We start from the raw sequence: 12,574 nt of genomic DNA, 5'->3' as shown, positions 1-12,574 counted from the left end.
TGAAAGGCAACAACCATGAACAAGTCCTCACTCCGCCGCGCCCTCTCCGCCACCGGAATCGCCGGCGGCACCGCCGCACTGATGATGGCTGGCCTCGCAGGCGCATCTGCGCACGTCTCCATCAACCCGGACAAGACCACCGCCAACTCGTACGCGCTGCTGACCTTCGGCGTCCCGCACGGTTGCGACACCTCGGGCACCACCAAGCTGACCATCAACCTCCCCGAGGAACTGACGGACGCCACGCCCACGGTGAACCCCAACTGGACGGTCGAGAAGGTGACGCAGACGCTGCCTGAACCCAAGAAGCTGGCCGACGGCACCTCGATCACCAAGCGCACCAGCCAGATCGTCTACACGGCCAAGGCCCCGCTCGACCCGCACTTGCGCGACGCGCTGGTCCTGTCCGTGAAGCTGCCCGATACCGCTGGCAAGACGCTCTACTTCCCCACGCTCCAGAACTGCGAGCAAGGGCAGACGAACTGGGCTGAAATCCCGAAGGACGGCCAGGACCCGCACTCGCTGAAGGCTCCGGCTCCGTCGGTGGCCGTCACAGCCCCGGGCGCGGCCGCGGGTGATGGTCACATGGCTGCTTCAATCTCCACAGAACAGGCAGCTTCCGTGACCGACGACGGCTCACAGGCGCGCAGCTGGGCCGGCCTGATCGCCGGTGTGGCAGGGCTGGGGCTGGGTGGCGCGGCCTTCTTCCGCAGCCGCTCCGCCAAGGCTTCAGTGTCCAAGTAACGGCTCCGCTGGGTCGGCGTCCGGAACATCACGATCCGGACGCCAATCCGGCTCCGCTGCCGCGCCGCAGTTGACTCCGGCAAATGACGACGAAAAGCTGTTCGCATGACGAATATGCGAGTCAAGAACGGTCTCCTGCTCACGATGGCAGCAGCCTCGGTATTCCTGCTCTCCGGCTGTTTCCAAAGCCAGGCCCAGCCCTCGGGCTCAGCCGTACCCAGCGACACGGCTTCAGCCTCGTCGTCACCGTCGGCCTCGGCCTCAAGTACTCCTACTTCAAGCGGCAGCGCCACGCCATCGAGCACCGGGACCACGGCATCCGGCGTCGCGCTCTGCAAGGCGGGCTCGCTGACAGCTTCTGTCGACTCCACAGGGGGCGGAGCGGCAGGCAGCGTCTACATGAAACTCATCCTGACCAACTCCGGCACGGAACCTTGCGTCCTCAATGGCTTCCCGGGCGTCTCGCTCACGTCTGGAGCCACGGGCGATCCGATCGGCGCGGCCGCCGCGCGGGACGACTCCCAGCCTGTGACCCAAGTGGTTCTCGCTCCCGGGAAGGCCGGTTTCGCCCAACTCCGCTACACCCAGGCCGGGAACTACCCCGAATGCACCCAGACCCCTGCCGCCGGTTTCCGGGTTTACCCACCCGAGGACACCGCTTCGCTGTTCATCCCGCAGCAGCGTACGGGCTGCAGCAACACAAATATCAACCTCCTGAGCGTCCAGGCGTTCCAGGCGGGGTAGGCGGGTTAGCGCCTGAGCCTTATCCTGCGCTGTTCCTGATTGTGTCAGTGCCGTGAGGCATGATGGAGGAATGCAGGAGCAGGAGCTACCGGGCGGTCCGGGCCATACAGCCATGGGCCGTTTCAGCCTTGCCACGCGCGAGTGGTTCCTCGGTGCTTTCTCCGCGCCCACACCTGCCCAGGACGGTGCATGGAAAGCCATTTCTTCCGGATCGCACGCCCTCGTGGTGGCACCTACTGGTTCCGGCAAGACGCTCGCAGCATTCCTGTGGGCGCTGGACCGGCTCTTGTCCGTGTCGCCGGCTGCTTCGCCGGACGCCCTTCCGGGTCTTGAGGAAACAAGCGGCCGCGCCCGTGCCAGAGCCCCCAAGCGCAAGACCCGTGTCCTGTACATCTCGCCCCTCAAAGCACTCGGCGTCGACGTCGAACGGAACCTCCGCTCGCCGCTGATCGGCATCACCCAGACCGCCAAACGGCTCGGATTGCCGGCCCCGCTTGTGAGCGTCGGCGTGCGCTCAGGAGATACGACGACGGCGGACCGCCGCGCGCTGCTCAGCCACCCGCCAGACATCCTTATCACCACGCCCGAGTCCTTGTTCCTCATGCTGACGTCCAAAGCCCGGGAGACGCTCAGCGAAGTGGACACCGTCATCGTCGACGAGGTCCACGCAGTTGCAGGTACCAAGCGTGGCGCGCACCTTGCAGTTTCATTGGAACGGCTTGATGCGTTGCTGCCGAAACCCGCCCAACGGATCGGCCTCTCGGCCACCGTGGAGCCGCGCGAGCTGGTCGCACAGTTTCTGGCGGGCTCGGCACCCGTGGAAATCGTCGCGCCGCCATCGCACAAGAACTGGAACCTCAGCGTCAGCGTTCCTGTGGAGGACATGTCGGACCTGGCGGGAGCTGCGGGCGCCTTCGACTCCGGGCCAGCCTCCGGACTTCAACCGCAAGCGTCTATCTGGCCGCATGTCGAGGAGAAGATCGTTGATCTTGTGCTGTCGAAGCAGTCCACCATTGTGTTTGCCAACTCCCGGCGTCTCGCGGAGCGACTCACGGCACGGCTGAACGAGATCTACGCTGAGCGCCAGCTCATGGCGGCGGATGTGTTTTCTGCCGCGTCGGATTCGGTGGCGGTTGATTTCGGAGGGCCGTCCGCGGGGCCGACACCCTCGGAGCTGCCGTCCTCGACGGCGACGCCCGCCCACATGATGGCCCAGGCCGGAAGCACGAGCGGCGCCGATCCGGTCCTGGCCCGTGCGCACCACGGTTCCGTGTCCAAGGACCAGCGGGCACTCATCGAGGACGACCTCAAGTCAGGACGGCTGCGGTGTGTCGTAGCGACGTCATCCCTGGAACTCGGCATCGACATGGGTGCCGTGGACCTGGTGGTCCAGGTCGAGTCGCCGCCGTCGGTGGCCAGCGGACTCCAGCGGGTAGGCCGCGCCGGCCACCAAGTGGGTGAGATTTCCGAAGGCGTGCTCTTCCCCAAACACCGGGCAGACCTCGTCCACACCGCCATCACCGTGGAACGGATGCTGAGTGGGAAGATCGAACGCCTCCATGTACCCGCCAACCCCTTGGACATCCTCGCCCAACAAACGGTCGCCGCCACCGCTCTGGGAAGCATCGATGTCGAGGAATGGTTCGCCACCGTCCGCCGGTCCGCTCCGTTCGCCACCCTGCCACGCTCGGCTTTCGAAGCCACCTTGGACCTCCTGGCCGGACGGTATCCCTCGGACGAATTCGCCGAACTCCGGCCGCGCATCATCTGGGACCGGAACGCCGGCACCATCGAAGGCCGCCCGGGAGCACAGCGCCTTGCCGTGACCTCGGGCGGAACCATCCCCGACCGCGGACTCTTCGGCGTCTACATCATCGGCACCGAGACGGAAGGCTCTGCTTCTGGATCTGCTTCTGGATCCGGCCAGAACGGTGCGGCGTCCGCACAGGAGCCCAGTCCGGCGTCGCGCGCTGCCAAAGGCGGCCGACGCGTCGGTGAGCTCGACGAAGAAATGGTTTACGAATCACGCGTCGGGGACATCTTCGCCCTGGGTGCCACCAGCTGGAAAATCGAGGACATCACGCACGACCGCGTCCTCGTCTCGCCCGCCTTCGGCCAGCCTGGAAAACTCCCCTTCTGGAAAGGCGATTCCCTGGGCCGGCCGGTGGATCTCGGCCGGGCGCTCGGAGCATTCGTGCGTGAACTTTCCGCTTCGGACCAAGGTCCGGCGCTGGAACGCTGCAAGGCCAGCGGGCTGGACGACTTCGCCGCCGGCAACCTGCTCCAGTATCTGGGCGAACAGAAGCAGGCCACGGAAGTCGTCCCCAATGACCGGACACTCGTCGTCGAACGGTTTCACGACGAACTCGGCGACTGGCGGGTCGTCCTGCACAGCCCCTTCGGCATGCCGGTCCATGCACCGTGGGCCCTCGCCGTCGGGCAGCGGCTCCAGCAGCGCTACGGGCTGGACGGTTCCGCCATGGCCGCCGACGACGGCATCGTGCTGCGGGTGCCGATGATGGAGGACGAACCGCCCGGGGCTGAGCTGTTCCTGTTCGATCCGGAGGAACTTGAGCAGATCGTGACGGCGGAGGTTGGCGGCAGTGCTTTGTTCGCCTCGCGCTTCCGCGAGTGTGCCGCGCGTGCGCTGTTGTTGCCGCGGCAGAATCCTGGGAAAAGGCAGCCCCTCTGGCAGCAACGGCAACGCTCGGCGCAATTGCTGGACGTCGCCAAGAAATACCCTTCATTCCCCATCGTCCTCGAAACCGTGCGTGAATGCTTGCAGGACGTCTACGACCTCCCGGCGTTGAAAGACATTGCCGCCTCGATCGAGCGCCGGGAACTGCGTTTGGTTCAAACCACCACGCAGCAGCCCTCCCCCTTCGCCAAGTCGCTGCTCTTTGGGTATGTGGCCCAGTACCTGTACGAGGGCGATTCTCCGCTCGCCGAACGCAGGGCCGCGGCTTTGGCCCTCGACTCCACGCTCCTGAACGAGCTCCTGGGCAGGGTGGAACTGCGCGAACTCCTGGACGCGAAGGTCATTGAGGCCACCGAGCTTGAGCTCCAGCGGCTGGCACCGGACCGGCGGGTCCGTGGCATGGAAGGCGTCGCCGACTTACTGCGCCTGCTGGGCCCCCTGAGCATCGAAGAAGTGGCTGCCCGCTTGCAGCCCGAAGGGGTGGAAGCCTCCCCCGATCCGGCGGCGATGCAGCTGGCGGCCGGATCGCATCTGGCTGCGTTGCATCTGGCGGCGTTGCGCAAGGCCAATCGCGCCCTCACCGTGACCCTCAGCGGCGTCGAACGATTCGCGGCAATCGAGGATGCGGCCCGGCTCCGGGATGCCATCGGCGTTCCACTCCCCATGGGAGTGCCGCTCGCCTTCATCGAACCCGTCCACGATCCACTCGGGGATCTGGTCTCCCGTTACGCGCGGACCCACGGACCGTTCACGGCCGAGGAAGCTGCTGCGAGGGTCGGACTGGGTGTCGCCGTCGTGGGCACCGCACTGAAGCGCTTGGCGGCGGACGGCCGTGTTGTTGAGGGCGAGTTCCGCCCGCACCCGAGCGCGCCGGACTCGGTTCCCGATGAACGGGCGGAGTTGTTGGAGGCGCCGGAACTCCCGGCTGTGCCGATCCGCGGAGTCCCCTTGAGTAGCGAGTGGTGCGATTCCGAAGTGCTGCGCAAGCTCCGGCGTCGTTCACTGGCCGCGCTGCGCGCCGAAGTGGAGCCGGTGGACGCTGCCGCCTACGGCCGGTTCCTCCCCGCCTGGCAAAACGTGTCCGTGCCCTCTGCCGGCCGTTCCCGGGGTGCCCCGGCGCTGCGCGGGCTCGACGGCATCATGACCGCCATCGATCAGCTCTCCGGCGTCCCCGTTCCGGCGTCGGCCTGGGAGCCTTTGGTGCTGGCCAGCCGGATCTCCGACTATCAACCGGCCATGTTGGACGAGCTCATGGCCGCAGGCGAAGTCTTGTGGTCCGGAGCCGGCTCGCTGCCCGGGAACGACGGTTGGATCAGCCTCCACGTGGCCGAAGCCGCGGAACTGACGCTCAACCCGGACCCTGATTTCGAGCCCGGCGATGCCCAACTCCGCCTTCTGGAATACCTGGAGACCGGTGGGGGCGCCTATTTCTTCCGGCAGCTCACCGAGGTTGCGGGCGGCATGGATGCGGTCCTCAGCGACGACGCCGTGGCCGCCGCCCTGTGGGATCTCGTCTGGGCCGGCCGCATCACGGGCGACACCTTCGCCCCCGTCCGTGCGATGATCGCAGGCGGCCGCACGGCACACAAGCAGCCCGCCCGGCCGCCGCGGGCCAGGTCCCTGCGCATGAGCAGGCTCGGCCGCTCGCACGGCACGGGCTTGATGGGATCGCCAGGACTCACTGGCGGACGCTACGGCTCGGTCACCGGAACGGCTCCCACTCCCCCGCTCGCCGTTGGACGCTGGTCGGCATTGCCGGCTCCTGAGCTCGACCCCACTATCCATGCACGCGGCACCGCCGAACTCCTCCTCGACAGGTACGGCGTCGTGACCCGCGGCTCTGTCATGGTGGAGAACATCGTGGGCGGATTCGGGTTGATGTACAAGGTCCTCGCGCGCCTCGAAGAAGCAGGGCGGTGCCGTCGCGGCTACTTCATCGAGCACCTCGGAGCCGCCCAGTTTGCCGTGCCGGCGACTGTGGACCGTTTGCGCTCCTTCACGGAGGATGCCCAACTCGCCAAGGCCGAGCCTGTCGCCTTGGCCCTGGCCTCCACGGATCCCGCCAACCCGTACGGCGCGGCCCTCCCGTGGCCCGCGTTGGCAGTCGACGCCGGATCGGGTCACCGTCCGGGGCGGAAGGCAGGGGCCTTGGTGATCATGGTCGACGGTGCTTTGGTTTTGTACGTCGAACGCGGAGGGAAGACCCTGCTCACTTTCAGCCATGACGACGCCGTTCTGGCGGCTGCCGCTGCGGCGCTCGTAGGCGTGGTGCGTCGGGGAGCAGTGGACAAATTGATCATGGAAAAGGTCAATGGCCATGACCTCCTGGACACCCCCGTGGCTTTTGCCCTTGCGGCTGCCGGAGCGTACTCCACGCCGAAGGGTTTGAGGATCCGTGCCTGAGGGCGACTCGATCTGGCGAGCTGCCGCGGAGCTGCACAAGGCCCTTGCCGGGCAGACACTTGTCTCCTCTGACTTCCGGGTACCTCGGTTCGCCACGCTAAATCTGGCCGGATGGACTGTGTCCGAAGTGGTGCCACGGGGAAAGCACTTGCTCATGCGCTTGCTGGAGCCGACTGCGGGTTCGGCCGCCCCCGGATCGGCGGCGACCGGGAGCGCCGAGGCCGGATCGGCGGCGACCGGGAGCGCCGAGGCCGGATCGGCGGCGGCCGGGAGCGCCGAGGCCGGATCGGCGGCGGCCTCGCCGGACGAGGCCGGTTGGGCTGCGGCCGCACGGCCCCGGCGCGCCCTGACCATCCATTCGCACCTGAAAATGGAGGGAAGCTGGCAGGTCTATGCCCCCGGCGGTCGCTGGAGGAAACCCGGCCACACGGCCAGGTGCGTCCTCCGCACGGCGACGGCCGACGTCGTCGGCTTCTCTTTGGGAATCCTGGAAGTAATCCCGACCCCGGACGAGTCCCGCGTAGTGGGGCACCTTGGCCCGGACCTGCTAGGGCCGGGCTGGGACGCCGAAGAGGCCGTTCGCCGGCTGCGGGCCGCACCGGACACTCCGATCGGCGTCGCACTGTTGGACCAGCGGAACCTCGCCGGCATCGGCAACATCTACCGTTGCGAGGCGTGTTTCCTGGCTGGGGTGCATCCGGCCTCGCCGGTGTCGGCTGTGCCGGACCTGACGAAGATGCTCGGCGAGGCCAAGGGCCTGCTCGAGGCCAACCTAGGACCGGGGCGAAGGATGACGCGTGGCACCGCGTTCCCTGGAGTCCGGGGGATTCCCCGCTCCGGCTATTGGGTGTATGGCCGCGAGCACCAGCCGTGCCTTCGCTGCGGTACGCCCATTCGCCGCGGGCTACTGGGACCGGCGTCGGGGTTGGAAGACCGGACCATCTACTTCTGCCCGAAGTGCCAGCCCGGTCCTTGACGCTGGAGGAATCGCGTGGCGACACCGAAATTCGCCGATGACACAGAAATTCGCTGATGACACCCGGATTCGGGTGTCACCAACGAGTTTGCGCGACGCCAGGGAGTATCCGCGTCACGGCGCGGCCGGCACCGCTTCCACCGGACGCTGGGGAGCCTTCACCGGAACCGTGAACAGGGGTAGCAATAGTTGCACCACCGGCCCAATGGCCAAGGCATAGACAACGGTTCCCACGCCGACGGACCCACCCAACAGCCAGCCCACACCGAGAACGACAACCTCGATCAACGTCCGGGACAAGCGCACGGACCAGCCCGTGCGGCGGGCAAGTCCCGTCATGAGTCCGTCGCGGGCACCCGGTCCAAGGCGTGCGCCGATGTAGCAAGCGGAGGCGATGCCGTTGAGGACCACGGCGCCGGCGAGCATGGCGATCTGGCCACCCAGGTGCGAGAACGCGGGGATCAGGGCCAGGCCGATGTCCGCGAAGACACCCACGAGCACGGCGTTGGCGAGGGTTCCGAAACCGGGCATCTGCCGCAGCGGTATCCAGAGGAGAAGGACCAGGAAGCTGACAACCACCACGACCGTGCCGATGCTCCACCCGATCTTTCCCGCGACGCCCTGGTGGAACACATCCCAGGGATCCAGGCCAAGCCCGGCCCGGATGAACATGGCCAGGGAGATCCCATACATTGCGAGGCCGATCAGGAGCTGGGTGATTCTGCGGGTCATCATGAAACCATGCTCCCCGAAAACTGGCATTGCTTTCCATAGCCAGTTTGCAATACTGGTCTTATGCCCGGATCCCTGAACCCCACAGCCATGGTGCGTCTCCTCGGCCCGTGGAACACTGGCGCCGCTCCCGCGTATCGCGAGCTTGCCGACGTCGTGCGCCTTTTGGTGATGGACGGGCGCATCCCGCTCGATGTCGCGCTACCGAGTGAACGCGCGCTTGCCGTCACGTTGGGCGTCAGCCGGACCACCGTTACCGCCGCGTATGCCAGCCTGCGCGAGCAAGGGTTCCTCAGCGGCGGCCAGGGCAGCCGGGGCCGGACGGGCATTCCGCACCGGACGGTTCCCGTCAGCGGACCCGGCCTCGCGGTTCCGGATGGGATTCTTGACCTCGCCTATGCTTCATTGCCGGCCACGGGTGAAGTGGTGCACCGCGCATTCGCCGATGCGTTGATTGACCTTCCGGCGTTGCTGCCCGGTTTTGGCTACGACGCGGTCGGCCTCCCGAGCCTCCGGGAAGCCATCGCGGACCGCTACACGGCAGCCGGCATCCCCACCAGGGCCGCCCAGATACTGGTGACTTCGGGGGCCCAGCACGCACTGAACATTATCTTGAAGACCCTCGCCGGGCGGCAGCAGAAGGTCCTCGTGGAGCATCCCAGCTACCCCAACGCTCTCGACGCAATCCGAGCTTCGGGCTCCCGCACGGTTCCGGTGCCGATGCCGCCTGCAGCGGAGCCGACGTCGGGCGGCTGGGATATCGACGGCATGGTGGCGGCGATGCGCCACCAACGTCCGGCCATGGCCTACCTCGTGCCGGACTTCCACAACCCCACTGGGCGGATAATGTCCAACCTTCAGCGCCGCCGCCTTGTCCGCGAGGCGGCAGGAACGGGCACTGTCCTGGTGGTGGACGAGACACTGCGGGAGCTGAACCTCGACGATGTCAGCACCTCGCCGCTCGCGGCGTTCAGTCCGGCCGTGGTGACCATCGGTTCGCTCAGCAAATCCCATTGGGCCGGGCTCCGGACAGGGTGGATCCGCGCTGAAGTGGACCTGATCAACCGCTTTGTGCAGATGCGGACGACGATGGATCTGGGCGGCCCTATCGTCGAGCAATTGGCTGCGGCTCGGCTGCTCCGGGCCTTCGCTGAACCGCTGGACGCCAGGCTTGCGGAGCTGCGGCGGAACCGGGAAGCGCTCCTTGGACTACTGGCCGAGCACCTGCCCGATTGGCACGTGGAGCGTCCGCGCGGCGGGCTGACGGCATGGTGCAGGTTGCCCGCGCCGTCGAGTACCGCGCTCACGGTCGTCGCCCCGGACTTCGGCGTGCGGCTGGCGGCAGGGCCGCGCTTCGGCGTCGGCGGGGCTTTCGAGCACTTCATGCGTGTCCCGTACACGCTCGCGCCGGCCCAGCTTGAGACGGCGGTGCTGGCACTCCGCGATGCCCAAGCCAGGATCGACGCGTCGCCGCAGCTCCGGAGGACCTTGAAGGCACCCAAGGAAGCCGCCGCCGTCGCGTAGCGCGCTACCCGCCACCCAACTGACTCGCATTTGTTGTCGTTTTGAGGGCTCAAAACGACATTAAGTGCGAGTCAGTTGGGTTGCCCGGCACCCATGCGCTGCTTGGCGGTGTTGGTGCCCGGACCGACCTGGACATGCGAGGTGGCTTTGGCCAGGCCAAACTGCGGCATGCCGTTGTAGACCACCTCAATTCCCGACGCCGGCACTTGGTAGGTTTCGTGCCAGACGCCAATGTCACCGCTTCCCGAGACTTCCTTCATGAAACGGCGCCAGGGCCCCAAATGCGGCGAGTCCCTGTCCGCCGCGAAGCGCCTGAGATGCTCGGGGCTCTCCCAATAGCTAAGCAGCATGGTGGTGCGCCCAAACCACTGTTCACAGCCGAGCAATCCGGACTCGGGATGTGTTGCGAGATGGCGGAGCATGGTGGGCATTGCCGATGCCACGCGCGCCACTTTGCCGATCTTCCACCACCGATTGGCCCGCATTCCGATAAGGAATACCGTCACCGACTCGCGCCCGGTGTCCGCCGTGAAACGTCCTGGGAAGATTTCCTGTGCCATGTGAATCCTTCGGTCTGGGAACGGTAGCTCAAGTTCCGTTCATCAAGTTTCATAACATTGTTACGAAACAATGTTATGAAACACTTGGAGGCATGGCAAGACCCATCGTTCACGACCAGCTAGTGCGGCAACGGCTTCTTCAGGTAACGGCCGAACTCGTCGACCGGGATGGCCCCGCGCGGGTCACGCTCCGGGACGTCGCCGCGACTGCCCAGACCTCAACCACTGCGATCTACTCGCTTTTCGGTGGCAAAGCACAGTTGCTGACGGCCGCCGTCGACGACGGATTCCGCTCCTTCGGCGAATCGCAACGGCTCGCCGAAAGCAGTGGACTCCGAGGCTTGGGCCTCGCCTACCGCTCCTGGGCGCTGGAACATCCGGCTCTATACCGGCTCATGTTTGGCGGCGCACTTGCCAGCTATGTGGACTGCAGCCCGACGCCGGCAGTCGCCTCGGAAGCCATGCTTCCCCTCATGGAAGCCGTGACCGCCGCGCAGAAAGCGGGGACCGTTCGAGATGCCGAAGCCGCGACGATCGCCATGTCCATCTGGGGACAGGTCCACGGTCTCGTGAGCCTGGAACTGGCGAACATGAATGACTCCGGAACCGACTGGGAAGGGATCTACCACGCGGCGCTGGATGCTGTGGCACGCGGCTGGCAGCCTGAGCCAGATTCGCTTCCCCAGCCCAACTGACTCGCAGTTGTTGTCGTTCAGAGGGCTCAAAACGACGTTAACTGCGAGTCAGTTGGGTGGGCCTGGGGATCAGGCGTACACCTTCTCGAGGAACCCGCCCCAGGCCTTCGCGGTCAGTTCGGAATCGCCGCTGCCGCTGAAATCGTGCACCGTCATGCCCACGGGGGCTCCGAAGGAGTTGCGGCCGAAGAAGCGGTAGAGGGTGTCGGCCGTGCGCAGGCCGAGGAAGTGCTGGTTGGAGAAGTCGAGCTCCCCACTCAGCCGCCCGACGCCGTCGACGTCCACCTCAACCGTTGAACCCTGCGCAACACCGTCCACGCCGAGGGCCTTCTTCAGTTGCACAAAACCGTCGGGGGTCTGCGAGGCCGCCGGGCCCTGGATGTCGGTGAAGACCACGGGCTTGCCGTCGAAGTACTGAAGGTACTGGCCCAGGGTGTGCAGGTAGAACTCGGTGTGCTTACTGGCGCCGTCGTACTGACCCTCCCAGTTGTCCGCGAAGATGCCGCTGTGGACATAGTGAAGCTTGGCCCGGCCGCCGTCGAGCGGTTCGAGTACGTGCTCCAACTGGTTGAACCAGCCGTCCGGCCCGTCCATGCGGGTCACAAGGTGGCTGGGGTATTCGTCCACGGTTTTCACGGCCGGCCACTCATCGGTGGGAAACATCCAGGCCGAGGTGTCCTTGGTGACAGCCTGCCAGACCCGTTCAGGAGTGCCGGGCAGTTCGGTGTCGGCCACGATTTCGAATTCACGGTTGTCAGTCATTGTCCGGTTCCTTTTCTGGAGAGTGCTGCGTACTTGTCTTGAGTGCGGGATGAAGTACGACGACGAGCCGGTGCTTGCGTGCGCCGCTCGCCGCTGCGGAAGCACCGCCGTCGTGGTATTTCTCCACGAGCCGGGTCACCGCGACGCCGAGCTCCTCGGCAAAAGCGGCGCGGTCCGACGCCGATCGGAAGGTGATTTCGCCGTCGATCGCGAAGCTCGCGAGCTTCTTCTTGGCCGCGGCCGCCCCCGCTATCAGCTTGCCCATCTCCTGGACGGTCCGGGCTGCGAGGGCCAGGAGCCAGAAGGCGGAAAAGCGATCCGAGAAGCGTCGGGGATCCGGCGCCACGGATGCAAGCGCCACCGGCGAGATCAGGTACGACGCCGCCGTCGCGCGCAAAACGCGTTCGGTGACGTTGCCCTTCTTCCTTTCCTCCACAAGCTCAACGAGCCCATGACGCTCAAGGGCCTTGAGATGGTAGTTGACTTTCTGCCGGGGCAGGCCCACCTTCACCGCCAGCTGGGTAGCGGAACTGGGCTCGACAAGCTCCTGCAGAATGCGGGTGCGGATCGGGTCCAGCGACGCTTCCGCCGCGGCGGGGTCCTCGATCACTTCGATGTCCAACATGCTTCTATTCTGCCCACCGACAACTTTTCTTGTCAAGAATTTTTTAATCGTCGGAGGTTGCGGGACGCCGTCGGGCGCGTCGACGCTGCCGTACCGGGCTGTACCGCAGCG

10 protein-coding genes are annotated in these 12,574 nt (G+C 66.2%); 6 read left to right on the top strand and 4 right to left on the bottom strand.

Annotated elements, in window-relative coordinates; translation table 11 throughout:
• Positions 1–15 precede the first annotated feature (15 nt).
• From AB4074_RS06660 to AB4074_RS06645, 4 genes are all read left to right on the top strand, one after another.
• Positions 16–744 (top strand): YcnI family copper-binding membrane protein, encoded by a 729-nt coding sequence (locus AB4074_RS06660; protein ID WP_441412666.1) that lies wholly within the window; start codon positions 16–18, stop codon positions 742–744.
• A gap of 105 nt (positions 745–849) precedes the next feature.
• Positions 850–1,488: a DUF4232 domain-containing protein gene (locus tag AB4074_RS06655; RefSeq protein WP_441412665.1), complete on the top strand. Its 639-nt coding sequence runs from the start codon at positions 850–852 to the stop codon at positions 1,486–1,488.
• 70 nt (positions 1,489–1,558) lie between these two features.
• On the top strand, positions 1,559–6,589 hold the full coding sequence (locus AB4074_RS06650) for a DNA glycosylase AlkZ-like family protein (RefSeq protein ID WP_441412664.1): 5,031 nt from the start codon (positions 1,559–1,561) through the stop codon (positions 6,587–6,589).
• Positions 6,582–7,565, top strand: coding sequence for an Fpg/Nei family DNA glycosylase (locus AB4074_RS06645; RefSeq protein WP_441412663.1), 984 nt, complete (start codon positions 6,582–6,584; stop codon positions 7,563–7,565). The genes AB4074_RS06650 and AB4074_RS06645 overlap by 8 nt, the downstream gene beginning before the upstream one ends.
• Positions 7,566–7,679: 114 nt before the next feature.
• Here the strand turns inward: AB4074_RS06645 and yczE are convergent, their stop codons facing one another.
• The gene (gene yczE / locus AB4074_RS06640; RefSeq protein WP_441412662.1) at positions 7,680–8,300 is read right to left on the bottom strand and encodes a membrane protein YczE; all 621 of its coding nucleotides are present in this window, start codon (positions 8,298–8,300) and stop codon (positions 7,680–7,682) included.
• 60 nt (positions 8,301–8,360) lie between these two features.
• Here yczE and yczR point away from each other — a divergent pair, with 60 nt between their 5' ends.
• Positions 8,361–9,821 carry a MocR-like transcription factor YczR gene (gene yczR / locus AB4074_RS06635; protein WP_441412661.1) on the top strand — a complete coding sequence of 487 codons (1,461 nt, stop codon included), beginning with the start codon at positions 8,361–8,363 and terminating at the stop codon, positions 9,819–9,821.
• A 71-nt stretch (positions 9,822–9,892) separates the two neighbouring features.
• Here yczR and AB4074_RS06630 read toward each other — a convergent pair whose 3' ends face one another.
• Positions 9,893–10,381 carry a DUF4188 domain-containing protein gene (locus AB4074_RS06630; RefSeq protein ID WP_441412660.1) on the bottom strand — a complete coding sequence of 163 codons (489 nt, stop codon included), beginning with the start codon at positions 10,379–10,381 and terminating at the stop codon, positions 9,893–9,895.
• Positions 10,382–10,473: 92 nt separating this feature from the next.
• Between AB4074_RS06630 and AB4074_RS06625 the strand changes: the two genes are divergently transcribed.
• Positions 10,474–11,076 (top strand): TetR-like C-terminal domain-containing protein, encoded by a 603-nt coding sequence (locus tag AB4074_RS06625; protein ID WP_441412659.1) that lies wholly within the window; start codon positions 10,474–10,476, stop codon positions 11,074–11,076.
• Positions 11,077–11,145: 69 nt separating this feature from the next.
• Here the strand turns inward: AB4074_RS06625 and AB4074_RS06620 are convergent, their stop codons facing one another.
• Together AB4074_RS06620 and AB4074_RS06615 are read right to left on the bottom strand one after the other, a co-directional pair.
• Positions 11,146–11,838, bottom strand: coding sequence for an SRPBCC family protein (locus AB4074_RS06620; RefSeq protein ID WP_441412658.1), 693 nt, complete (start codon positions 11,836–11,838; stop codon positions 11,146–11,148).
• Positions 11,831–12,463 (bottom strand): ArsR/SmtB family transcription factor, encoded by a 633-nt coding sequence (locus AB4074_RS06615; protein ID WP_441412657.1) that lies wholly within the window; start codon positions 12,461–12,463, stop codon positions 11,831–11,833. The genes AB4074_RS06620 and AB4074_RS06615 overlap by 8 nt, the downstream gene beginning before the upstream one ends.
• Positions 12,464–12,574: the final 111 nt, after the last annotated feature.

Source organism: Arthrobacter sp. 2MCAF14 (assembly GCF_052115645.1).
Lineage (GTDB): Bacteria > Actinomycetota > Actinomycetes > Actinomycetales > Micrococcaceae > Arthrobacter.
Note: the sequence above shows the minus strand (reverse complement) of the source record. Positions and strands in the feature narration are given on the sequence as shown.